The organism is Cellulosimicrobium sp. XJ-DQ-B-000, assembly GCF_031119065.1.
Classification (GTDB): Bacteria; Actinomycetota; Actinomycetes; order Actinomycetales; family Cellulomonadaceae; genus Cellulosimicrobium; species Cellulosimicrobium funkei.
On record NZ_JAVHYN010000011.1, the window covers coordinates 19,878 to 42,123 of the forward strand.

The 22,246-nt window shown below is 74.7% G+C and carries 15 protein-coding genes; 7 read left to right on the top strand and 8 right to left on the bottom strand.

The annotated features are described in order from the left end of the window. Positions 1–2: 2 nt before the first annotated feature. Positions 3–443: an adenylyltransferase/cytidyltransferase family protein gene (locus tag RDI86_RS13580; RefSeq protein WP_021483197.1), complete on the bottom strand. Its 441-nt coding sequence runs from the start codon at positions 441–443 to the stop codon at positions 3–5. Positions 444–698: 255 nt separating this feature from the next. Here RDI86_RS13580 and RDI86_RS13585 point away from each other — a divergent pair, with 255 nt between their 5' ends. After that, entirely contained in the window at positions 699–1,403 is a 705-nt protein-coding gene (locus RDI86_RS13585; protein ID WP_061268681.1) for a low molecular weight phosphatase family protein, read from the top strand. Positions 1,404–1,410: 7 nt separating this feature from the next. Here the strand turns inward: RDI86_RS13585 and mfd are convergent, their stop codons facing one another. Beyond that, positions 1,411–5,175 carry a transcription-repair coupling factor gene (gene mfd, locus RDI86_RS13590; protein ID WP_076406310.1) on the bottom strand — a complete coding sequence of 1,255 codons (3,765 nt, stop codon included), beginning with the start codon at positions 5,173–5,175 and terminating at the stop codon, positions 1,411–1,413. A gap of 110 nt (positions 5,176–5,285) precedes the next feature. Further along, positions 5,286–6,629: an oligosaccharide flippase family protein gene (locus RDI86_RS13595; protein ID WP_244550504.1), complete on the bottom strand. Its 1,344-nt coding sequence runs from the start codon at positions 6,627–6,629 to the stop codon at positions 5,286–5,288. 209 nt (positions 6,630–6,838) lie between these two features. On the opposite strand from RDI86_RS13595, the gene RDI86_RS13600 reads away from it, so the two are divergent. Together RDI86_RS13600 and RDI86_RS13605 are read left to right on the top strand one after the other, a co-directional pair. Beyond that, positions 6,839–8,302, top strand: a complete 1,464-nt coding sequence (locus tag RDI86_RS13600; protein ID WP_061268684.1) for a polysaccharide biosynthesis tyrosine autokinase — start codon at positions 6,839–6,841, stop codon at positions 8,300–8,302. An 18-nt stretch (positions 8,303–8,320) separates the two neighbouring features. Further along, complete coding sequence (locus RDI86_RS13605) at positions 8,321–9,610, top strand: hypothetical protein (protein ID WP_308821582.1); 1,290 nt, start codon at positions 8,321–8,323, stop codon at positions 9,608–9,610. An 84-nt stretch (positions 9,611–9,694) separates the two neighbouring features. Here RDI86_RS13605 and RDI86_RS13610 read toward each other — a convergent pair whose 3' ends face one another. The 3 genes from RDI86_RS13610 to RDI86_RS13620 all read right to left on the bottom strand — a co-directional run bounded on the left by RDI86_RS13610 (position 9,695) and on the right by RDI86_RS13620 (position 15,839). After that, complete coding sequence (locus RDI86_RS13610) at positions 9,695–14,014, bottom strand: LamG-like jellyroll fold domain-containing protein (RefSeq protein ID WP_308821583.1); 4,320 nt, start codon at positions 14,012–14,014, stop codon at positions 9,695–9,697. A 128-nt stretch (positions 14,015–14,142) separates the two neighbouring features. Further along, positions 14,143–14,871 (bottom strand): hypothetical protein, encoded by a 729-nt coding sequence (locus RDI86_RS13615; protein ID WP_168946136.1) that lies wholly within the window; start codon positions 14,869–14,871, stop codon positions 14,143–14,145. Next, on the bottom strand, positions 14,868–15,839 hold the full coding sequence (locus tag RDI86_RS13620) for a glycosyltransferase family 2 protein (protein ID WP_308821584.1): 972 nt from the start codon (positions 15,837–15,839) through the stop codon (positions 14,868–14,870). The genes RDI86_RS13615 and RDI86_RS13620 overlap by 4 nt, the downstream gene beginning before the upstream one ends. A gap of 214 nt (positions 15,840–16,053) precedes the next feature. Here RDI86_RS13620 and RDI86_RS13625 point away from each other — a divergent pair, with 214 nt between their 5' ends. The 4 genes from RDI86_RS13625 to RDI86_RS13640 are packed head-to-tail and all read left to right on the top strand — an operon-like array spanning position 16,054 to position 20,165. Continuing rightward, positions 16,054–16,815, top strand: coding sequence for a CDP-alcohol phosphatidyltransferase family protein (locus tag RDI86_RS13625; protein ID WP_308821585.1), 762 nt, complete (start codon positions 16,054–16,056; stop codon positions 16,813–16,815). Further along, entirely contained in the window at positions 16,812–17,852 is a 1,041-nt protein-coding gene (locus RDI86_RS13630) for a glycosyl transferase (RefSeq protein ID WP_244550503.1), read from the top strand. Before RDI86_RS13625 ends, RDI86_RS13630 begins: the two co-directional genes overlap by 4 nt. Next, a complete protein-coding gene (locus RDI86_RS13635) occupies positions 17,849–19,168 on the top strand; it encodes a hypothetical protein (protein ID WP_308821586.1) in 1,320 nt (439 codons plus the stop codon). The genes RDI86_RS13630 and RDI86_RS13635 overlap by 4 nt, the downstream gene beginning before the upstream one ends. Next, positions 19,152–20,165: a glycosyltransferase gene (locus RDI86_RS13640; protein WP_308821587.1), complete on the top strand. Its 1,014-nt coding sequence runs from the start codon at positions 19,152–19,154 to the stop codon at positions 20,163–20,165. The genes RDI86_RS13635 and RDI86_RS13640 overlap by 17 nt, the downstream gene beginning before the upstream one ends. Here the strand turns inward: RDI86_RS13640 and RDI86_RS13645 are convergent. Further along, entirely contained in the window at positions 20,096–21,229 is a 1,134-nt protein-coding gene (locus RDI86_RS13645) for a glycosyltransferase (protein WP_308821588.1), read from the bottom strand. The two genes, RDI86_RS13640 and RDI86_RS13645, sit on opposite strands and share 70 nt — an antisense overlap. Beyond that, positions 21,226–22,176, bottom strand: coding sequence for a glycosyltransferase (locus tag RDI86_RS13860; RefSeq protein ID WP_280174314.1), 951 nt, complete (start codon positions 22,174–22,176; stop codon positions 21,226–21,228). The genes RDI86_RS13645 and RDI86_RS13860 overlap by 4 nt, the downstream gene beginning before the upstream one ends. Positions 22,177–22,246 lie beyond the last annotated feature (70 nt).

Genomic DNA, 22,246 nt, shown 5'->3' on the forward strand with positions numbered 1-22,246 from the left:
GCTCAGCCCTCGACCGTGAGCCCCGCCGTCGGCTCGAGCAGCGTCAGCGCGCGCCGCAGCGCCGTGCTCGACGTGTGCACGGTGTAGGGGAAGTAGACGACCTCGACGCCCACCTCGGCGAAGCGACGCTCCAGCTCCGCGCCCTTCGGGGTGCCGCGCCAGTCGTCGCCCTTGAAGAACACGTCGAACGGGCGCTGGCGCCAGGTCTCGAGCTTGTCGGGCTGGGTCTCGACGAACACCTCGTCGACGAACCGGACGTGGCGGACGATCTCCGCGCGCTCCGTGACGGGGACGACCGGGCGCCGGCCCTTGGCGAGCTCGAGCATGTCGTCGTCCACGACACCCGCGACGAGGTAGTCGCACTCGCTGCGGGCGTGCCGGAGGACGTTGAGGTGCCCGACGTGGAACAGGTCCCACGCACCGGGGGCGTACCCGACCTTCATGCCCGTCCTCCCGTCCTCGGCCGCGCGCCCCGCACGGCGAGGGGGCCGCGTCCAGGCTAGGACCGGGAGGAGACCCGGAACCACGCCCTCCGAGGGTGAAGAAGGCGGCCCACCGGGTGAATTGTGGGCTCGACGAGCGCGTGGGAGCGCACCCGCCCGCCCGCCCGGCAGGGGCCCGATCGCTGCGTGCTACCTTCGGTCGGTCGCCTTTCCGGACGACGTCCCCGCGCACCGGAGGGAGTGCCGACCTCAGTCATGCCGTCCCAGGTCCTCACCGTGTGCACCGGGAACGTCTGCCGCTCCCCCACCGCCGAGAGACTGCTGAGCATCCGCAGCGACACGAGCGTCACGGTGTCGAGCGCCGGGACGCACGCGCTCGAAGGAGCACCGCTCGACGAGCCGATGGCGCGGCTGCTCACGGCACGCGGCCTGGAGGCCTCGACGCACACCGGGCGGCAGCTCACGGCGGCGATGATCGAGCAGGCGGACCTCGTCCTCACGATGTCCCGGGCCCAGCGGGCCGCCGTCGTCACCCTCGTCCCGCAGGCCGTCCGACGCACCTACACGCTCCTGGAGCTCGCCGCGCTGCTCTCGGCGATCGACCTGCCCGTCGACCCGGACGAGACCGACGCCGACCGGATCGCCCGCCTCCCGGAGATCGCGAGCGCGCAGCGCGTCCGGACGATCACCCCGCGCACGCCCCTCGACATCCCGGACCCGCACGGCCGCTCCGAGCGGGCCTACCGGCAGGCGTTCACGACGATCGACACCGCCGTCGCGGCGGTCGCCCGCGTCGTGCACCCGCCCGCCGCCCGGCGCCTCGAGTGGTCCCCCACCCTCACCGAGCGCGGCGCGCGCACGCCGCCGTTCCCCGGCGGCGGGGACGGCACCGACCCCACCGGGCGCGGCGGCAGCAGCTCGCCCCGGCACGGCGGCCGGCGGAGCTGGCGCCTGCGCTGACCGCGCGTCAGCGGGCCGACGACGTCCCCACCGTCGCGGCCGCGCTCACCTCGCCGAGCACCACGGCGTCGATGAGCTGGCGCGCCCACCCGAGGACCTCCGCGCCACGCAGCGGGCGGCCGCCGATGCGCGCCGTCGTCGGGTACGGCACGAGGATCGCCCGGATCGCGGGCTTGAGCAGCGTGCCCGGGTAGAGGCGCTTGAGCCGCAGCTGCGCCGACTCGGGGAGGTCGACCGGCGCGAACCGGATGAACTTGCCCTGCGCGGTGACGTCCGTGAGCCCCGCCCGGCGGGCGTGGTTGCGGAAGTCGGCGACGTCGAACAGCGCGGACGCGACGTCCGGGAGGGCGCCGTAGCGGTCGACGAGCTCGGCCCGCACCTCGGCGAGCTCCGGCGCGTCGGCCGCGGCGGCGATCTTCTTGTACGCCTCGAGCCGCAGACGCTCGGTCGCGATGTAGGACTCCGGCAGGTGCGCGTCGACCGGGAGCTCGATCGAGACCTCCGGCTGCTCCTCGGGCCCGTCGCCCCGGTAGTTGGCGACGGCCTCCCCCACCATGCGCACGTACAGGTCGAACCCGACGCCCGCGATGTGGCCGGACTGCTCCCCGCCGAGCAGGTTGCCCGCGCCGCGGATCTCGAGGTCCTTCATCGCGACCTGCATGCCCGCGCCGAGGTCGGTGTGGGCCGCGATCGTGGCGAGGCGGTCGTGCGCGGTCTCGGTGAGGGGCCGCTCGGGCGGGTACAGGAAGTACGCGTACGCGCGCTCGCGCCCGCGGCCCACGCGGCCGCGGAGCTGGTGGAGCTGGGAGAGGCCGAGCATGTCCGCGCGCTCGAGGATGAGCGTGTTCGCGTTGGAGATGTCGAGGCCCGTCTCGATGATCGTCGTGCAGACGAGGACGTCGAGCTCCTTCTCCCAGAACGCCCGGATCACCTGGTCGAGCTGGTGCTCGTTCATCTTGCCGTGCGCGACGCCCACGCGGGCCTCGGGGACGAGCTCGCGCAGCCGCGCCGCGGTGCGCTCGATCGTCTCGACCTTGTTGTGCACGTAGAACACCTGACCCTCGCGCAGGAGCTCGCGGCGCAGCGCCGCGGCGATCTGCTTCTCCTCGTACGCCCCGACGTACGTGAGGACGGGGTGGCGCTCCTCCGGCGGGGTCGCGAGGGTCGACATCTCGCGGATGCCCGTGACGGCCATCTCGAGCGTGCGCGGGATCGGGGTCGCGGACATGGCGAGCACGTCCACGTTGGTCCGCAGCTGCTTGAGCGTCTCCTTGTGCTCGACGCCGAACCGCTGCTCCTCGTCGATGATGACGAGGCCCAGGTCCTTGAACCGCACGCTGCCCGTGATGAGGCGGTGGGTGCCGATGACGACGTCCACCGTCCCCTTGGCCAGCCCGTCCACGACCTCCTCGGACTCCTTGGGGGTCTGGAAGCGCGACAGCGCCTTGACCGTCACGGGGAAGCCCGCGTACCGCTCGGAGAACGTCTCGAGGTGCTGCTGCACGAGCAGCGTCGTGGGCACCAGCACCGCGACCTGCTTGCCGTCCTGGACCGCCTTGAACGCCGCGCGGATCGCGATCTCCGTCTTGCCGTAGCCGACGTCGCCGCACACGAGCCGGTCCATCGGGACCGTCTTCTCCATGTCGGCCTTGACCTCGTCGATCGTCGCGAGCTGGTCGGGCGTCTCGACGTACGCGAACGCGTCCTCCAGCTCGCGCTGCCACGGCGTGTCCGGGCCGAACGCATGGCCCTGCGTCGCCATGCGCGCCGAGTACAGGCGGATGAGCTCGCCCGCGATCTCCTTGACGTGCTTGCGCGCGCGGGACTTCGTCTTGGCCCAGTCCGACCCGCCCATCTTGTTGAGGCTCGGTGCCTCGCCGCCCGTGTACTTCGTGACCTGGTCGAGCTGGTCCATGGGCACGAACAGGCGGTCGCCCGGCTGGCCACGCTTGCTCGACGCGTACTCGATCACGAGGTACTCGCGCGTCGCGGCGTTGCCGCCCGTGCCGAGCGTGCGCTGCACGAGCTCGACGAAGCGGCCCACGCCGTGCTGCTCGTGCACGACGAAGTCGCCCGCCTTGAGCTGGAGCGGGTCGACGACGTTGCGACGCCGGCTGGGCATCTTGCGCATGTCGCGCGTGCTCGTCCCCGCCCGGCCCGTGAGGTCGGCCTCGGAGAAGACGGCGAGCCGCAGCCCCGGCGCGACGAAGCCCTTGCCGACCATCGCCGGCGTGACGAGGACGATGCCGCCCTCGGGCTCGTCGTCGAGCCGCGGCACGAGCCGCGCGGGCGTGTCCGCCGCGCCGAGCTGCTCGACCATGCGCTTGGCCGGCCCGTGGCCCTCCGTCGTGAGCACGAGCCGCCAGCCCGCGTGCTGCAGCCCCCGCACGTCGTCGAGCGCGCGCGCCACGTCGCCGCGGTAGGACTCGACGTCGCGCGCACCGAGCGTGAAGGTCGGCACGCCGTCGGCGCTCTCGCCGACGTGGGCGGCCGTCGTGCCCGAGCCGCCGCCCGCCGCGTCGGTGCTCCCGTCGGTGCTCCCGGCGGCGCCCCCGTCGGCGCCCGGCGGGACGTCGAGGTCGGGGTTGTCGAGCGCGAACGAGGACAGCGTCCACCAGCCCAGGCCGCGGCGCTGCGCGACCGCGCGCACCTCGGAGAACGTCTCGAACGACGCCGCGGACAGGTCGACCGGCGCCTTGCCGCCCGCCACCGCGCCCGTCCAGGCCGCGGCGAGGAACTCCTCCGTGGTCGCCACCAGGTCGTGCGCGCGACGGCGCACGCGCTCGGCGTCGTCCACGACGAGGAGCGCGTCGTCGGGCACGAGCTCGAGCACCGGGACCATGCGGTCCACGAGCACGGGCGCGAGGGACTCCATGCCCTCGACCGCGACGCCCGCCGCGAGCCGGTCCAGCATCTCCGTCGCGCCCGGCAGGTCCTCCACCAGCGCGGCGGCCCGCGCCCGTACCGAGTCCGTGAGCAGGATCTCGCGGCACGGCGGCGCCCACAGCCCGTGCTCGGCGATCTCCAGGCTGCGCTGGTCGGCGACCGCGAACCAGCGGATCTCCGACACCTCGTCGCCCCAGAACTCCACGCGCAGCGGGTGGTCCTCCGTGGGCGGGAAGATGTCGAGGATGCCGCCGCGGACCGCGAACTCGCCGCGCCGCTCGACCATGTCCACGCGCGTGTACGCCGCCGCGACGAGCCGCTCCGCGACGTCGGTGAGGTCCGCCGTCGTGCCCGCGTGCAGCTCGACCGGCTCGAGGTCCCCCAGCCCGTCCACGACGGGCTGCAGGAGCGCCCGGACCGGCATGACGAGCACCCGGACGGGACCGGACGGGCCGACCTCCGGGTCCGGGTGCGCGAGGCGCCGGAACACCGCGATGCGCTTGGCGACCGTGTCCGCGCGCGGGCTCAGGCGCTCGTGCGGCAGCGTCTCCCAGCTCGGCAGCACCGCGACGACGTCGCCCAGCTCGTCCGGCAGGTAGGCGCGCACGCTCGCGGCCAGCTCGTCCGCGTCGCGCCCCGTCGCGGTCACCACCACGAGCGGGCGCGAGCCCGCGGCCCACGCCGGGCCACCCCCGCCGCCCGACGCCGGGGCGTCGCCGTCCGGCACCGGCCCCGTCGCGCGCGCCCCCGCCATCGCCGCGAGGAGCGGCGGGCGGACGCCGGCCGGGCCGACGACGTCGGCCTCGCCGCGGGCGCGCACGTGCTCGACCGCGGCCGCCGCGGCCTGGTCGGCGAGCAGCGCGGGCAGGATGCCGGTGAGGTTCATGGGGGTCCTTCGAGGAGAGGGCACGACGACGGTCCCGACCGGGGCGGGCGATCGGGTCCGGCGTCCACACTACGCGCGTGGACCCACATCGTTCCGCGCGCGGGCGTGCGTCAGGCCCCCGCCACCGGGGCCTCCTCCGAGCGCCCCGCCGCCGCGGCCCGCCGCCGGGCGCGCAGGTCCCGGGCGACCCAGATCGAGTTCGGCACCACCTGGAAGACGAGGATCGCGACCGCCGACCCGACGACCGGCCCGGCCGCGCCCAGCGGCTCGATGAGCACCCACGAGAGCGCCACGTTGCTCACGGTCATGAGCAGGACAGGGACGACCTGGAACCGCAGGCCGCGCTCGTCGGTCATGTACATGCCCGGCGGGTAGTTGAGCGCCTGGACCGCGACGAGCGCGCAGTAGCCGAGGACGAGCGCGAGCGGCACGGTGATCTTGCCGTCGGCGACCACGTCCTGGAGGAACGGCAGGCACAGCGCGAGCACCGTGGACAGCAGCACGCCCCCGGCGAGGAACGCGAGCGAGATCCGGAACGGGCTCATCACCTCGTCGCGCGCCCGCGCCTGCGCGAAGTAGGGCCACATGCTGACCCCCGCCGCGATGATCGCCTGCATGACGAGCCCGAAGAGCTGGGTCGCGAACGTGTACTGCGCGAGCGCCTGCGTCGTCGACAGGTGGGACAGGAGCAGCCGGTCGCTCTGCATCGCGACCGGCATCGCGACGGACTGCACGAGCATCGGCACCGCGACCGCGGCCACCGGCACCCCGGGCACGGCCCGGCGCCGCGGGACGTCGCGGAACGCCCGGCCGACCTGGGGCGCGAGCAGGCGCGCCGCGACGCTCACCGTGATCGCCGACGCGAGCCCGGCCGCGACGTAGGAGACGAGCGCGACGTAGTTGCCGCCCTGCCCCTTGCCGACGAGGACGAGCACGACGACGCCGACGAAGAAGAGCGGCGACACGATGCCCTGGAGGAACGTCTGGAGCACGTTCTGCTTGAGCCCGATGAGGACCCGGATGCCGATCCCCAGCGGGAGCGACAGCCCGAACACCACGAGGCACAGCGTCGCGACGACGTCCCCGCCCGCGACGAGGCCGTCGCCCAGCAGGAGGGGCCACCACCCGAGGAGCTGGATCGCCACGCACACGGCGGCGATGGTCAGGCCCGAGACGGTGAGGACGCGCAGCGCCGTCGTCAGCGTCCGGTGGACCCGCTCCGACTCGCGCGGGGACGACGCCTCCGCGATGGCGTTGATGACGACCGCGCCGATGCCGAGGTCGGCGAACGGCAGGAGGTTGCGCAGCCCGTTGAGCAGCCCGTACTGGGCGTAGGACGCGACGCCGAAGTGCTCGATGATGAGGCGGCTGGTGACGATCCCGAGGAGCCCCGCCAGGCCCATCACGGCGACCTTGGCGCCGGCCGTCCCGGTCACCGAACGCCAGAGGCCCACTCGTCCTCCTCGTGCTCCCGGTGCGTCGCCCGCAGGCCCGAGCGCCGGCCCGCTGCCCGGAATTCACGATCTTAGGACCTTCTCCACGAGATCCGACCGTCGCGGGAGGGTGAATCCCGCCCGACCTGCGGCGACCGTCCGGTGCGCCCGACTACGGTGGACGGCAGGGCCCGTCGCCGACGGTGCCGACCGGCCGCGGAGGGCGAGAGATGACGCTGCGCGAGTACGTGACCGCGGTGCTGCGCCACTGGGTCGTGGTCGCCGTGTGCGCCGTCCTGGGGGCGGTCGCCGGGTTCGGCTACGCGCGCTCGGAACCGAAGGTGTACCAGTCGTCGGCGTCGGTGATGGTCGTCCCCGAGCAGGGCGAGAACGCCGCCGAGCTCGTGCAGGGCTCGAACTACGTGCAGAACCTCGTGGCGTCGTACGCGGTGCTCGCGCAGTCGCCGTACGTGCTGGAGCCCGTGATCGAGGACCTGGGCCTCGACACCACGCCCGCCCGCCTGGCCCGCAGCGTCAGCGTGAACACGCCGCTCAACACGGTGGTCATCGAGATCGCGGTGAGCGACACCTCGCCGGACCGCGCGCGCGAGATCGCCGACGGCATCAGCGACCAGCTCGCGCTGGCCGTCCCCGAGCTGTCGCCGCAGCTCGCCGACAGCTCGTCGGCCGTGCGGATCACGACGATCGCCCCCGCGCGCCAGCCCGTGAACCCCATCGCGCCCAACACGCGCCTGCTCACGATGGTCGGCCTCGCCGCGGGCCTCGCCGTCGGCGTGACGTACGCCGTCCTGCGCGAGCTGCTCGCGCGCCGCGTCGTCAGCTCGTCGTCGATCCAGTCGATGCTCGGCGTGCCGTTCCTCGGCGAGGTCGTCAAGGTCCCGTCGCGCACGTCGCTGCCCGCCGTCGTCGCCGCCGGGCCGGGCAGCCGCCCGTCCGAGAGCGTGCGCACGCTCGTCGCCAACGTGCGCTTCGCCGACGTCGACCACGGCCGCCGTGTGCTCATGGTCTCCTCCGGCGACGCGGGCGAGGGGAAGAGCTCGATCGCGATCAGCCTCGCGCTCTCGCTCGCCGAGGACGGGAGCAGCGTGCTCCTCGTCGACGCCGACCTGCGCCGGCCCTCGATCGCGCGCGTCACCGGGCTGGAGGGGTCGGTCGGCCTGACGAACCTGCTCGTCGGCGACGTGGCCCAGGAGGACATCGTGCTCCCCTGGACGCGCCCCAACCTCTTCGTGCTGCCGAGCGGCGTCCTGCCCGCGAACCCCGGCGTGCTGCTGTCCTCCGAGCGGCTCGTCGCCGTGATCGGCGACCTGCGCACGCACTACGACTACGTCGTGATCGACACCGCGCCCATCCTCCCGCTGAGCGACCCGCTGTGGCTCTCGCGCGCCGTGGACGGCGTGCTCGTCGTCGCGCGGGCCCGCAAGACCCGCATCTCGCGGCTGCGCCAGACGGTCGACAAGTTCGAGCGGGGCGAGGCGGACGTCATCGGCATCGTGCTCAACGACGTCAAGCCGCGCGGGCGCAGCGCCTACTACGTCGACGACCCCCGGGTCGGCATCCCCGGCGCGTTCTCTCGCGAGACCGGATCCGCGGACGTCCGCCCCGTCGCGACGGCCGACGACGCGGCGGCGCCGCGCGCCGTCGAGGACGCGGACCGCCGCACGACGCCGTGACGACCGGGTGACGACGCGATGACGGCGCGCGCCGGGGCCGAGCCCGGCACCGGGCCCCGGACGACCGTCCCGGCGCCGCAGCCCCTCCCGGGGGCGTCCGACGTCGCGACGCGGATCGCGGCCGGCGCAGCCGCCCTCGCGTGCGGCGCCTGGGTCCCGACCGTCGCGGGGATCACCCCGGCGATCGTCGTCGGGCTCGTGCTGCTCCCCGTGTGGCTCCCCGTCGTGCGCCGGTCCCGGCCCGGCCGGTGGTTCGTAGGGCTCGGCGTCCTCGCCCTGCTCAGCGGCGTCCTGCTCACCGAGCTCTCCGCCCCGGACCGCGTGCTGTCGTCGCTGGCGCTGCGTGGCGGCCTCATCACGCTCTCGGCGCTCGTCCTCGGCGCCGGGGTGCTCCTGTGGTGCCGCGCCGTCCTCGAGACCTCGACCGTCGCCGTCCTCTTCGGGGTCGGCGCGCTCGCCGCGGCCGTGCTCCGGACGGGGGGCGCCGACAACCCCTGGAAGTACACGTTCGGCATGCCCGTGACCGTGCTCGTGCTCGCGCTGTGCCTCAGCACGCGGTCGCGCGGGCTCCAGGTCGTCGCCGCCCTCGCGCTCGCCGGGGTCTCCGCGGTCAACGACTCCCGGTCGGCGGCGACGACGATGCTCATGGTCGCCCTCCTCGTCGCCTGGCAGGCGATGCGCACCGGCCTGCGCGTGCGGTCCGGCGGGGTGCGCGTCGCGACGCAGCTCGGCGTGCTCGCGCTCGTCGTCTTCCTCGGGATGCAGACCCTCGTGCTCGACGGCTACCTCGGCGCGGACGCGCAGCAGCGCACGGAGATGCAGATCCAGACGTCGGGCTCCGTCTTCACGGGCGGGCGGCCCGAGATGGGGGCCGCGACCGCGCTCGTCGCGGCCCGACCCTGGGGGTACGGAGCAGGCGCTGTGCCCAACCTCGAGGACCTGCTCACCGCCAAGACCGGGATGGCACGTCTCAACTACGACCCGAACAACGGCTACGTGGAGAAGTACCTCTTCGGGTCGGGCTTCGAGGTGCACTCCGTGCTCGGCGACCAGTGGATCCGGTTCGGGCTCGTCGGCATGCTGTTCGCCGTCGCGTGCGTCGTCGTCGTCTGGCGCGGCACGCTGGCCGACCTCGGCCGCAACGCGGCGTCGGCGCTCCTGCTCTACCTCGCGCTCTCGTGCGCGTGGGACCTGCTCTTCAGCCCGTTCTACTCGGTGTCCGCCACCGTCCTCATGCTCGGCGTGGCGATCGCGACGCCGTACACGCTGCCCGACCGCGGCAGCACCACCCCGCTCGGTCGGCCCTGAACACCCCCTGAAGACTCCCCTGGACGCGCCGGTGCCCCCGGGTCGAGGACCCGGGGGCACCGGCGGACGTGCGGGGCGGCGGGCCTACGGCTCGCGCACCACCTTGACGTCGTCGAACGACACGCGCGTGGTCGGGTTGGTGGACGCCGAGCTCACCGCCACCTTGATGCTCACCGTGCCGGGCGCCTGGAGCGCCGCCGTCGCGTCGGTCGCCTCGAGGTGCCACGCCTGCGCCGGTCCGGCCGCCGTGGGCCAGACCTTGGCGGAGAGCGTCGTCGGGGACGTCCCGACCGCCGAGATCGACACCGTGTACCGCGCGCCGGGTGCGTACGTCGCGGGGAGCAGCTGGTTCCCGAGGAGCGTCTCGTCCCGGAGCAGGTACAGCCGCATGAGGCCGTTGGGCTCGAGGCGGACGCGCGCGGAGTACGTGCTCGTCCCGACCTGCCGGCCGATGAGCGTGACCGACGTCGTCCCGCCCACCGACGCGACGTCCGACCAGAACGTCGTCTCGGTGCGGGCCCGCGACTCCGAGACCCCCGCCAGGCGCGCCTCGCGCGTCCAGGAGGGCGACATCGCCAGCGTGCCGGCCGAGTCAGCGACCGAGAAGGCCGCGGCCCCGCCGAGCGCGGACCACGCCGCGCCCGACGTCGTCGTGCCCCAGCCGGAGGTCACCGCGCGGTCGAACGTGTCGCGCACGACGACGTTCTCCGCCGGCGCGGTCGCCACGACGTCGTGCGACACGGAGGACGTGCCCCCGCGGTCGTCCGTCACCGTGAGCGTCACCGTGTACGTCCCGGCCTGCGCGTACGTGTGCGAGGCCGTGGCGCCCTCCGCGGTCGCGTCGTCCCCGAAGCTCCACGCGTACGACGCGATCGTGCCGTCCGGGTCGCTCGACGACGAGCCGTCCACCGCGACGGTGAGGTCCGTCGCGGAGGCCGTGAACGCCGCCTGCGGCGTCACGTTCGGCGCGAGCACCGTCACCGAGGTCGTCGCCGTGGCCGTCGCCCCGCGGTCGTCGGTCACGTCGAGCGTGATCGTGTACGTCCCCGGCGCGTCGTAGGTGTGGGTCGCCGTCGCCCCGGTGCCGGTCGCGCCGTCACCGAAGTCCCACGCGTACCCGGTCAGGGTGCCGTCCGGGTCGCTCGACCCCGAGCCGTCGACCGACACCGTGAGCCCGTCGGCCTGCGCCGTCACGACCGCCTGCGGCGGGACGTTCGGCGTGGTGCCGGAGCCCAGCTGGAAGTGCTGCTTCACCTGGGCCGGCGTGAGCGCGACCGGGTAGACGGCCGCCTCGTCGAGGTAGCCCTTCCAGTAGGTGTCGCCCTCCCAGCCGTTGTCGCCGCCGAGCCGCCAGTAGCCGGTGTTGTTCTCCGGCACCGCCTTGTCGTTCGACCCGACGAGCTCGCCGTCGAGGTAGAGCCGCATGCCCGCGCTCGACTGCGTCGCCACGACGTGGTGCCAGGCGTTGTCCCGGTACGACCCGGTGGTGCTGAGCACCTGCTGCGCGCCGTCGTACGTGCCGAACTTCACCTTGCCGTCCGGCGACATGTACACGTGGCGGTCGTAGTTGGAGCTCGTGCCCGTCCGGCTGCTGCCGAACCCGATGAGCTTCCCGCCGGTCGTGGTGTCGGTCTTGAACCAGGTCTCGACCGAGTACACCGTCGGGTTGGCGTAGCTGCGCTGGCTCGCGACCAGCCCGCCGTTCCAGGTGCCGAAGATGTTCTTCGTCGGCTGGAAGCGCACCGCCTTGTCCGTCACGCCTGTGAGCGCACCGGTCTGCGACTTCGTCACGGGGCCGGAGTACGAGCCGTCGGACGCGTCGGGGCCGGAGTCCTTCGCGACGGAGCCCGAGGACTCGCCGAGCCGCCAGTACAGCGTCGGCTCGAGCGAGTAGACCGCCTGGCCGTACGCGTCCTGCGGCGCGGCAGCCCCGGCCGCGGGACGGCCGCTCGCCGTCCAGTGGTCGGAGACCTCGCCGCGGGTGAGCGCACGGTCGTACACGGCGACGTCGGAGATGGTGCCGTTGAAGAAGTTCGAGCTCCCGCTGTTCGGCCAGCCCGACTGGCTGTCCCCACCGACGCGCCAGTAGCCCGAGTAGGACTGCGCCGACGTCGTGTCGCTGCGCTGACCCGCCTTGACGCCGTCGACCCAGAAGGTCATGCCGGAGCCGTCGAGCGTGCCGACCACGTGGTGCCACGCGCCGTCGTTGTACGAGCCGGCGGTCGTGATCTCGCGGACCATCCCCGGGTGGACGCCGAACGTCAGGCGACCCGAGTTGTTCATGTAGATGTGCCGGTCGTAGCTCGACGACGTGCCGGTCTTGGCGTTGCCGAAGCCGACGATCTTGCCGCCCGACGTCGAGGTCGTGCGGAACCAGGCCTCGACGGAGAACCGCTGCGGTCCGGTGGTCGCGGTCGGGGTGCTCCCGGAGACGCCGTTGGCGCCCGAGAAGCGCGTCGCCTTCGCCGTCGGCGGGACGTCCTTGCCGTCGACGCCGCGGGTCGTGCCGTTCGTGAGCGCGAGGTCGGACAGCGAGGCCCAGTCGGTCGCGCTGCTCCCGCTCGCCTCGTTCATCGGCCAGTAGCTCACCGGCGAGTCGCCGAGCACCGAGTCGTTGTAGGCCGTGCTCGACCCCTGCGCCGCGATCGTGACCGGCGTCCAGTTCGAGACCGTGGAGTTGCCGTCGCCGTCGATCACCTTGACGCGGTACTCGACCGTGCTGCCCGGCGCGAGGCCCGAGTCGGTGTAGCCCATGGTCGGGCGCACCCAGAACGTGGACGACGCCTTCTGCGTGGAGATCGGGGCGGTCGTGCCGCGGCGGTACAGCTCGTACGTCAGCTCGGCGTTGTCCTGGTCGATGTTCGCCGGCCAGGAGACGCGGGCGCTCCCGCTGACGAGCGACCGGGTCGAGATGGTGTACTGCCCGCCCTGGATCGTCGGGCCGATCTTCGTCGGGGCGACGTCGCGCCGCGCGAACCGCACCAGCCCTTGCTGCCGGGCCCCGGCGACGCGCGTGAACTCGCCGCCGTACACGACGTACTTGTCGTTGGCCGTGATGTCCCACCCGGCCTGCGAGATCCCGGACGCGCTGCCCGTGCTCCACGTCGGGTACCAGTGCAGCAGCTTGCCCGCCGTCTGGCCCGTGAAGCTGCGGTAGCCCCAGATGTCCGGCGTGATCTTGCGGTCCGACGGCTCCTTGGCGAAGGCCAGCGAGTGGTTCACCGTCCAGGGGTCCGTCTGCGGGAACTCGCCGATGTTGCCGCAGTAGTGCGCGTGGGTCGCGACGTAGACGGAGTCGCCGGCCGGGTACACGGAGTAGGTGTCGCCGTGGCAGTCCTCCATCCAGACGAGCGACCCGTCGGACCAGCTCGCACGGAACGAGCCCTCGAAGTCGTCCTCCGTCTTGCTGCCGCCGTAGTCGTAGCCCGACCCGTAGACGCTGTCGCCGTCGGACGCGAGCGAGTAGATCGCGGCGTTGTCGCCGCCGTTGCGGATCACGGAGTTGACGGCCCACGGGAGCACGGTGCCCGTCGTCGCGTCGAGGGCCGCCATGCCGCGGCCGGGGTTCGTCGACCCGTTGGTGCTCGTGAAGGAGCCCGCGACGACCACCTTGGCGCCGTCGGGCGAGATCTCGATCGCGCGGCCGCCGTACCCGCCGGCGAGCTCCGGCGCGAAGCCGAGCAGCGCGCCCGTGGACGCGTCCAGCGCGGCGATGCGGGCGCGCGCGGTGTTGTTGACGTTGGAGAACTCGCCGGTGATGTAGACCGTGGAGTTCGTCGCCTTGATGTCGTAGACCGTGGAGTTGGTGCCCGGGTTCCAGCTCGAGACGAGCGCGCCGGTCGCGGTGTCGAACGCCGCGAGGCGGTACCGCGTCTGGCCGGCGATCTCGGTGAACGCGCCCGCGACGTAGAGCCGCTTGCCGTCCGGCGACGACGAGATCGCGAGGACGCGGCCGTTCGTGCCCGGGTTCCAGGACGCGTCGAGCACGCCGGTCTCGACGTCGTACCGCAGGATGTTCGCGCGCGGGGTCTCCCCCGTCCCGGCCGCCGCACCCGCGGGGCGTGCCGAGGTGAACTGGCCGCCGGCGTACGCGCGGCCGCCGACGATGGTCTGCGCCCAGACGATCCCGTCGATCTGGGTCGTGGGCAGGGGGTCGGCCGTGACCGGGACGGTCGCGTCGGCCGGGGTGGCGGCCGCGGCGACCGGCGCGTCGGGCGCGACGGCGGCGGGGGCCGCGGCGGGCGCCGCGCTCTCGACCGCGCCGGCCGCCGGGGCGACGAGGGCCGTCGCGACGAGGGCGGCGACGGTCAGCCCGGCGACGCGGCCGACGACGCGTCGCCGTCCCGGCGGCGCGCCCCGAAGAGAGCCCTGGACGACCGTCCGACTCACATCATTGTTTTTCATGGGTCACTCTCTTCGTCGCGGACCCGCGGAAATGCCGGTCCATCAGCCGGACGTTGTGACTGTAGCGCCGGCGAACCGGCCGCAGAACGGCGCGAGCGGGCGAAATTTACCGCCCCTTCCCGCGCGGGTCAGGACAGATCGCCGCGAAATACCACGGTCGACGTGCCCGGCGCGTACTCCACCGCGACGGTGACGTCGTCGCGGTCGGCGTCGGGGATGGAGAACAGGACGACGCCCGTCCCGCTCTCGCCCGGGGCGAGCTCGCCCTCGAAGGGCCGGCCGCCGGGCTGCACGAGGCGCCCGGCCGGCGCGCGGTCCTCGCCCGTGTAGGCGTTGACCACGGCGTAGGAGAGGTCGAGCGGGGCGTCGGTCCCGTTCGTGACCTCGACGGTGAGGCGGACGGCCGGACCCGAGGTCTCGCCCGCGGCCACGGCCTCGCCCTCGACGTGCTCGACCTGCGCGAGCCGCACGGTGACGCCGTCGGGCGCCTGGACCGTCTGGTCGGGCGCGGCCGGCTCGAGCTCGGGGGCCACGGGCACGACGGCGGGGTCCGCCCCGTCGGTCTCGCCCGTCCCGGCGGCCGCGTCGCCGTCCGCCGCGGCGGCGCCGTCCCCGTCGCCCGCGTCGTCCGCGGTCGCGTCCGCCGAGGCGTCGCCGCTCTCCTCCGGGGAGGCGACCGGCGCGGGCGTGACCGTCCCGCCCGGGGACTCGTCGCCGTCGGACCGCCACGGCTGCAGCACGACGAGGGTGACGGCGACCGCGAGCGCGACCGCCGCCCCGATCACCGCGACGGCACGGCGGGAGGGCCGCCGCGTCCGGGTGGCGCCCTCGGGGGCGCCGTCGTTCTCCGCGTTCATCGTCCGCCTCCGGTCGTGCTCCGTGCCGGCTCGCGCCGGTCCGCCGTCGCGGCGCCCTGCCGGGCCGCCCGTCGGCCGTCGCGCAGCCCGCGCCAGGCCGCCCGCAGCGGGACGACCGGCCGCAGGAACTGGCGCCGGCCGCCGCGCCGCAGGACCGCGCGGGCGTTGCCCGGCGCGCTGCGCCGCCAGCGCCGCACGGACACCTCGTCGAGGTGCTGCGCGGCGAACAGCATCCGGTTGCGGATGTTGTAGTAGTAGTACGTCTCCGACTTGGCCTCCGGCCGCTGCCGGCCGTCGCGGTGGGTCCCGCCCTCGTCGTGGACCGCGACGGCGTCCTCGACGACGGCGACCCGGCCGCCCGCGCGCTGCAGGCGGTAGGACAGGTCGACGTCCTCCCAGTAGAGGAAGTAGGCGTCGTCGAACCCGCCAGTGCGCTCCCAGACCTCCCGGGTGACGAGCAGGCACGCGCCGCTGAGCCACTCCACGCGCGCGGCGCCCGGGTGCTCGTCGCGGCGCGACGGCGCGCGGAACGTGCCGTCGTCGAGGTAGACGTCGAGGCCCCCGAACCAGCGGCGCCCGGCGGGCGTGAGGACGACCGGGGACACGAGGAGCAGGCGGTCGTCCTGGACGGCCGCCCGCAGGGTCCGGACGTCGGCCGCGACGATCGTCGCGTCGGGGTTGAGCAGGAGCACCTCGGCGGCGCCCGCGCCGAACGCCGCGCGCATCCCCAGGTTGGCACCGCCGCCGAAACCCAGGTTCTCCGCCGGGGTCAGCAGGTCCCAGCCGCGCTCGTCCGCCAGGCGGGAGACCCGCTCGCGCTCCGGCGTCGTCGACCGGTTGTCGACGACGACCACGCGGGCCTCCCCGACCGCGCCGCGCGCGCCGAGGTTGCGCTCGAGGAGCGCGGCGGAGCCGTAGCTCACGACCACGATCGCGAGGTCGCCGGAGGCGTCCGAGACGTCGTCCACGGTCGTCACCTCCAGGTCCTGGCACGTCGGCCGTCGCGGCGATCCTAAGCCCGCCGTCGGGCCGTGACGCCGGAATTCACCCGGGCGAGATACAACCTCACCCGCTGTTCACCCGCGCCCGCCTGGATACGATTCTCGGCACGGTCGGGGGCGGGCAGACAATCCGTCGCCGCCGCTTCCCGGAAGCTCCCCCCGTCTCTTTCGCGAGGTGCCCATGTCCGAGTTCGGCGCGGCGATGACGCGACTGCACGACGCGCAGAAGTCGTCGAGCGGCGCGGCCGCGTACTCGCGCTTCGTCAACCGCCCGCTCGGCCGCCCGCTCGCCGCGGGCGCGTACGTGCTCGGCCTGACGCCCGACGCGGTGACGCTCGTCAGCGCGGTCACCACGCTCGCCGGGATCGCGACGATCGCGCTCGCCGAGCCGACGCTCGCGTCGTCGCTCGCGGCCGTCGTGCTCCTCGTCCTCGGGTACGCCCTCGACTCGGCGGACGGCCAGCTCGCGCGGCTCTCGCGGTCGGGCAGCGCGGCGGGCGAGTGGCTCGACCACTTCTTCGACGCCCTCAAGACGGTGGCCCTGCACCTCGCGGTGCTCGTCTGCTGGTTCCGGTACTACGACGTCGACGCCGGCTGGCTCGTCGTCCCGCTGGCGTTCTGCGTCGTGAGCAGCACGTTCTTCTTCGGGATCGTCGCGGTCGACCTGGTGCGCCGCGCCAAGGGCTCGCCGGGCGGGGCCGCGCACGGGACGGGGGGCCGGCTCCGCGAGCACCCGCTCTACACGCTCGCGGTGCTCCCGACCGACTACGGCTTCCTGTGCCTCTCGTTCGCGCTGCTGTGGCTCCCCTCCGCGTTCCTCGTCGTGTACACCGCGCTCGCCGTCGTGAACGCGCTCGTCCTGCCTCTCGCGGCCGTGCGGTGGTACCGGTCGCTCCAGGCCCTCGAACGTGGCGCGGCGACGACGGCAGGAGTCCGCTCGTGAGGCCGGTGCGGGTGATGCAGTCGTTCCGCGCGCCGCGGCCGACGACGAACCCGTACATCACCCAGCTCGACGCGGCCCTCGCGGCGGAGCCGTCCGTGGAGCACCTGCGCTTCGACTGGCGCACGGCGATCGTGGGCCGCTACGACGTCTTCCACTGGCACTGGCCCGAGGGCAAGCTCGAGGGCACCACGTGGTGGAAGGCCGCCGCGAAGCACGCGCTCGTCGCCGCGATCCTCGTGCGGCACCGCCTGAGCCGCGTGGTCGTCGTGCGGACGGTCCACAACGTCGAGCTGCCCGACGTCCCGCGCGTCTCACGCTGGCTCCTGGTCCGCGTCGACCGCTCGACGGACCACCGCATCGTCCTCAACGAGACGACCGAGCTGCCCCCGGAGCAGCCGCGCACCACGATCCTCCACGGCCACTACCGCGACTGGTTCGCCCGGTACGCCCGGGACGAGCGGGTCCCCGGACGGGCGGGCTACTTCGGCGGCGTGCGGCGCTACAAGAGCGTGGGCGACCTCGTGCGCGCCTACCGCGAGGCGCGCGCCCTGCGCGACGACCTGAGCCTGGAGATCGGCGGGCGTCCGTCGTCGGCCGAGCTGGAGACCTCGCTGCGCGCGGAGACCGCGGACCTGCCCGGGGTCGAGCTGACCCTGCGCTTCCTTCAGGACGACGAGCTCGTCGCCCTCGCCTCGCGCTCCCAGCTCGTGGTGCTGGCCTACCGGTTCATGCACAACTCCGGGAGCGTGCTCGCCGCCCTGTCGCTCGACCGCCCGGTCCTCGTGCCGCGCAACGCGGTGAACGAGGCCCTCGCGAAGGAGGTGGGCGACGAGTGGGTGCTCATGTTCGACGACCGGCTCACGGGCGAGCGCCTCGTCGGGGCGCTCGCCGAGGCGGCCGCGATCCCGGAGGGCGCGCGTCCGGACCTGTCGCGCCGCGAGTGGACGGACGCGGGGGCGGCGCACGCCCGCGCCTACCGCACCGCGCTCGCAGGCCGCCGGTCGCGCCGCCGCGCCGGGCGGGAGGGAGCCGCGTGATCGCCGAGGCCGCGTTCCGCGCCAAGACCGCCGTCGTGGGCCGGGACAGCACGGCCCAGCTCGACGCGTTCGTGCGGCACGACGCCCTCCCGGCGGCGGCGCTGGAGCAGCTCTCGCGCGAGCGCGCCCTGCGGCACGCTCGGTTCGCGTCCGAGCACAGCCCGTTCTACCGGGACCTCTACCGCGACGCCGGGATCACCACGGCCGACCTCCGGGACGACGCGGTGCTCGACGCGCTCCCGCTGGTCGACAAGCCCGCCCTGCGCGAGCACTTCGACACGATCCGCACCGACGAGGCGACGGACCGCACGTCGGCGACGTCGCGCACGGGCGGCAGCACGGGCCTCCCCCTGCACGTGCTGCGCGACCTGCGCTTCCCGGCGCGCGCGCTCGAGTGGCGGCTGTTCCGGTGGTGGGGCGTCGAGCCGTGGGAGGACCGCGGGATCATCACCCGGCACATGCTGGAGGGCCTCGCGCGCGTCCGCCACGACCTGCAGTGGCTCCCGAGCCGCCGCGTGCAGCTCGACGCGTTCCGCATCACCGACGAGACGGTCACCGAGTTCGCGCGCCGTTGGAACCGGCTGCGGCCGCCCTTCCTGCTGGGCTACGGCGGGGGCGTGCTGGAGCTGGTCCGGCGCACGGGACGGCTCGGCATCGAGCTCGCGCCGCCGCGCGCGGTCGCGGTCACCGCCGCGCCGCTCGCCCCGGGCGTCCGCGCGGAGATCGCGACGGCGCTCCGGGCGCCCGTCTACGACCACTACCGCAGCGCCGAGGTGCCGTGGATCGCCGGCGAGTGCGCCGAGCAGTCGGGGATGCACGTGTTCTGGGACGTGCGCCGCGTCGAGATCCTCGACGACGACGACCGTCCGGTCCCCGACGGGCAGGAGGGCAACGTCGTCGTCACCGACCTGACGAACCGCGTGTTCCCCGTGGTGCGGTACCGCCTCGGCGACGTGAGCAGCATCCACCGCGAGACGTGCGCGTGCGGGCGGTCCCTGCCTCGGCTCGGCGCGGTCTCGGGGCGGGCCTCCGACGCCGTCCGCCTCCCGGACGGGACGACCATCGCCGGGGCGCTCGGCCACATCTTCGACCACGCGCCGCTCTCGGTGCGGCAGTTCGAGATCGTGCAGGGCCGGGACTACGCCGTGACGCTGCGCTGCATCCCGGCGAGCGACGAGCGCGCCGACATCGAGCGGGCCCTCGCGACGCTGCGCCGCGCGACGCGCGGGCTCGTGCCGGTGACGCTCGAGCTCGTCGACCACATCCCGCAGGTGGGCGGGAAGATGAGGTTCATCCGCAGTGACGCCCCCTCCTGAGCTCCGGCTGGTCGTCGCGGTCCCGACGTTCCGGCGCCCCGCCACGCTCGCCGGGCTGCTCGCGCGGCTGCCCGAGCGGGTGGCCGAGGTGGAGGGTGCCCGGGTGGAGGTGCTCGTCCTGGACAACGACCCCGCCGGGTCGGCGCGGGAGGTCGTGCGGGACGCCCCGCTGCCCGTGCGCTACGTCGTCGAGCCGCGCCCGGGCATCGCCGCCGTGCGCGACCGCGCGCTCGACGAGACGGCCGACGCCCACCTGCTCGCGTTCCTCGACGACGACGAGCGCCCGCGCGAGCGGTGGCTCGCGGCCCTCGTGGACACGTGGCGCGAGACGGGTCGCCCGGCGGCCGTCATGGGCCGCGTGATCTCCGTGTTCGCGCACGAGCCCGACCCGTGGCTGCTCGCGACGGGCGTGTTCCGCCGTCGTCCGCGCCCGACCGGGATCGAGATCCCGGTCGCGGCGAGCGGCAACCTCCTGCTGGACCTGCGGCAGGTGCGCTCGCTCGGGACCCGGTTCGACGTCACGCTGGGCCTCGCCGGGGGCGAGGACACGCTCTTCTCGCGCGCGCTCGTCGCCGCGGGCGGCCGGATCGTGTGGTGCAACGAGTCCGAGGCGGAGGACCTCGTCCCGGCCGAGCGCATGACCCGGGCCTGGGCGATGCGGCGTGCGTTCAACGGCGGCAACGGCGCCGTGCAGGTCGAGCTCCGCCTCGCCCGGGGGCCCGCGCGCCGGGCGCTCGTGCGGGCGCGCGCCCTCGTCGGGGGCGCGGGCCGCGCCGTCGCGGGCGCGGCCCGGCACGTCTGGGGCCGCTGGACGGGAGACCTGGAGAGCGACGCGCGCGGCCTGCGCACGAGCCATCGGGGCCGGGGCATGGTCGCCGGCGCGTTCGGGCACCTGCACCGGCAGTACGCCCGCGACGGCGCGACGCCTCAGGGGGCGAGGCCCGCCTCCTCGGCGACCGGCTCGAACGACGAGACCGCGGCGGGGATCTCCGCCTGAGCGACGAGCGCCCGCGTGAGCAGCACGTACCGCGCGACGTAGTCCTCCTGCCGCAGGCCCCGCGCCCGGACGTCCGCGGCGCTCGTCGCCTCCCCCGGGCCGAGCGCGTGCCGCACCGCCTCGGCGAGCGCGGCGGCGTCGTGCGGGGCGACGAGCCGGGCCCGCGTCCCCGCGACGTAGTCGCGCACCCCGCCCGCGTCGGTCACGACGAGCGCGCGGCCCGCCGCCATCGCCTCGACGCACGCCGTCGCGCCGGACGCGTGCCGGTTCTCGCGCAGCGGCACGACGACGACCCGGCAGCCCGCATAGAGCCGCGCGAGCTCGGCGCGGCCCGTCGCCGGCGCGACGTCGACCCGGCCCGGGACCGCGACCCGGGCCGCGGCCGCCGACCGCGACGCGACGCGCGCGGTCACGCCGGGCAGCAGGTCGAGCGCGGCGCGCAGCACGGCCCAGTCCCGGTCCCGGTCGTTGCCCACGGCCAGCACCTCGGGCGCGGTCCCGAGGCCGTCGGTCCCGGCGGCACCCCCCTCCCGCGTGGCGGGCGCCGTCCCGAACGGGACGAGGACGACCCGCCGACCGGGCACCCGGTCGAGCGCCACGCGCCGGTTGACGTCGCTGTGCACCGCCTCGACCGCGTGCCCGCGCAGCACCTCCGCGAAGAGACGGCGGCGGGCGCGACCGAGGTCGTCCCACCGGTCCCAGAGCCACACGGACTGCGCGAGGACAGCGGGCCTGCGGCGTCGGGGCAGCGTCGCGCGCACGAGGCCGACCGCGAGGTGCTCGCGCTCGGTGTGCGTCCACACGACGTCGGCGCTCCCCAGGAGCGCGCGGTTGCGCCACGCGTGCACGACGTCGGTCCCGAGCCGTGCCGCGAGCGCGCGCCGCACGCGCGCCACGGACGGCCGCTCGCGGTGGGACACGCTCCACGCGAGGTCGACCGCGCCCGCGGCGAGGTCGTAGCCGTAGGGCGTGCGGTCCAGGGTCTCCCCCGCCGCGTACCGCGCCCGCCACGCCACCGGGTCCTGCTCGTGCGCGAGGTGCACGACGACGCGCGGCCGCGTCACGGGACGAGCCCGCGCAACCGCTCCACCACGCGGTCCCACTCGTACCGGGCGAGCAGCCGCTCGCGCAGCGCGGCGTCCGGGATCGTCCCCCAGGCGGCGTCCAGCGCGGCCGCGACGTCGCGCGACGGCGCGTCGAGCGGGACGAAGCGCGCGAGGCCGTCGGCGAGCTCGCGGAAGACGGGGGTGTCGGCCAGCACGAGCGGCGAGCCGAAGTGCGTCGCCTCCAGCACCGGCAGCCCGAAGCCCTCGTCGCGCGACAGGAACGCCGTGACGGCGGCGCGGGAGTAGAGCCACGCGAGCTCGGCGTCGTCGATCGCGCCGAGCAGCCGCACCGCACCGCTCGCGAGGAGCGCGTCCGTGCCCGGCGGGAGGTCCGGGGCGACGCCGGAGTGCTCGGCTCCCCCGACGACCAGGAGGGGCGCCTCGGGCCCCAGCCGCGCGGACAGCGGGACGGCGCGCAGCACGGCCTCGAGGTTCTTGCGGACGTTGAGGCGCCCCACGCACAGCGCGAACGGGAGCCCCGGGTCGATCCCCGCGGGCGGGCGCGGGACGGCGTCGGTCAGGGTGCGCGGCACGCCCAGCCCCACGGGCGTGACCGGGCGGCCGGAGCGGCCCTCGATGCGGTCCGCCTCCGTGCGCGACGACGTCGCGACCGCGTCCGCCGCACGCAGGAGCGGGATCATCGGCGCGAAGTACGCGCGCTCCGTCCGCGAGAACCACTCGGGGTGGTCGCGGAACATCACGTCGTGGACGAACGTCACCGTCGGGACGCGCCCGACCGGCGTGTAGTTGTGGGCGACGACGACGTCGGCGTGGACCGTCCGCGCGAGCCGGCCGAGCTCGACCGCGTTCGACACCGCGTGCGGGTACAGGCGCGTCCCGATCGTCCGCGCGCCGGGCGGCAGGTCCGACGGCGCGGCGCCCTCCCCGCCGCGGACGGCGAGCACGAGCTCGTCCTGCGGGAACCGCTCGTGCCAGTGGTGGATGAGCGCGCGCTGGACCGACCGGTTCGAGAAC

Excerpts from the sequence above, each read along its gene's own strand:
- RDI86_RS13605 (WP_308821582.1), top strand. The coding sequence starts at position 8,321 with ATGACGGCGCGCGCCGGGGCCGAGCCCGGCACCGGGCCCCGGACGACC.
- RDI86_RS13615 (WP_168946136.1), bottom strand. The coding sequence starts at position 14,871 with ATGAACGCGGAGAACGACGGCGCCCCCGAGGGCGCCACCCGGACGCGG.
- RDI86_RS13600 (WP_061268684.1), top strand. The coding sequence starts at position 6,839 with ATGACGCTGCGCGAGTACGTGACCGCGGTGCTGCGCCACTGGGTCGTG.
- RDI86_RS13610 (WP_308821583.1), bottom strand. The coding sequence starts at position 14,014 with ATGAAAAACAATGATGTGAGTCGGACGGTCGTCCAGGGCTCTCTTCGG.
- RDI86_RS13585 (WP_061268681.1), top strand. The coding sequence starts at position 699 with ATGCCGTCCCAGGTCCTCACCGTGTGCACCGGGAACGTCTGCCGCTCC.
- RDI86_RS13580 (WP_021483197.1), bottom strand. The coding sequence starts at position 443 with ATGAAGGTCGGGTACGCCCCCGGTGCGTGGGACCTGTTCCACGTCGGG.
- mfd (WP_076406310.1), bottom strand. The coding sequence starts at position 5,175 with ATGAACCTCACCGGCATCCTGCCCGCGCTGCTCGCCGACCAGGCCGCG.
- RDI86_RS13625 (WP_308821585.1), top strand. The coding sequence starts at position 16,054 with ATGTCCGAGTTCGGCGCGGCGATGACGCGACTGCACGACGCGCAGAAG.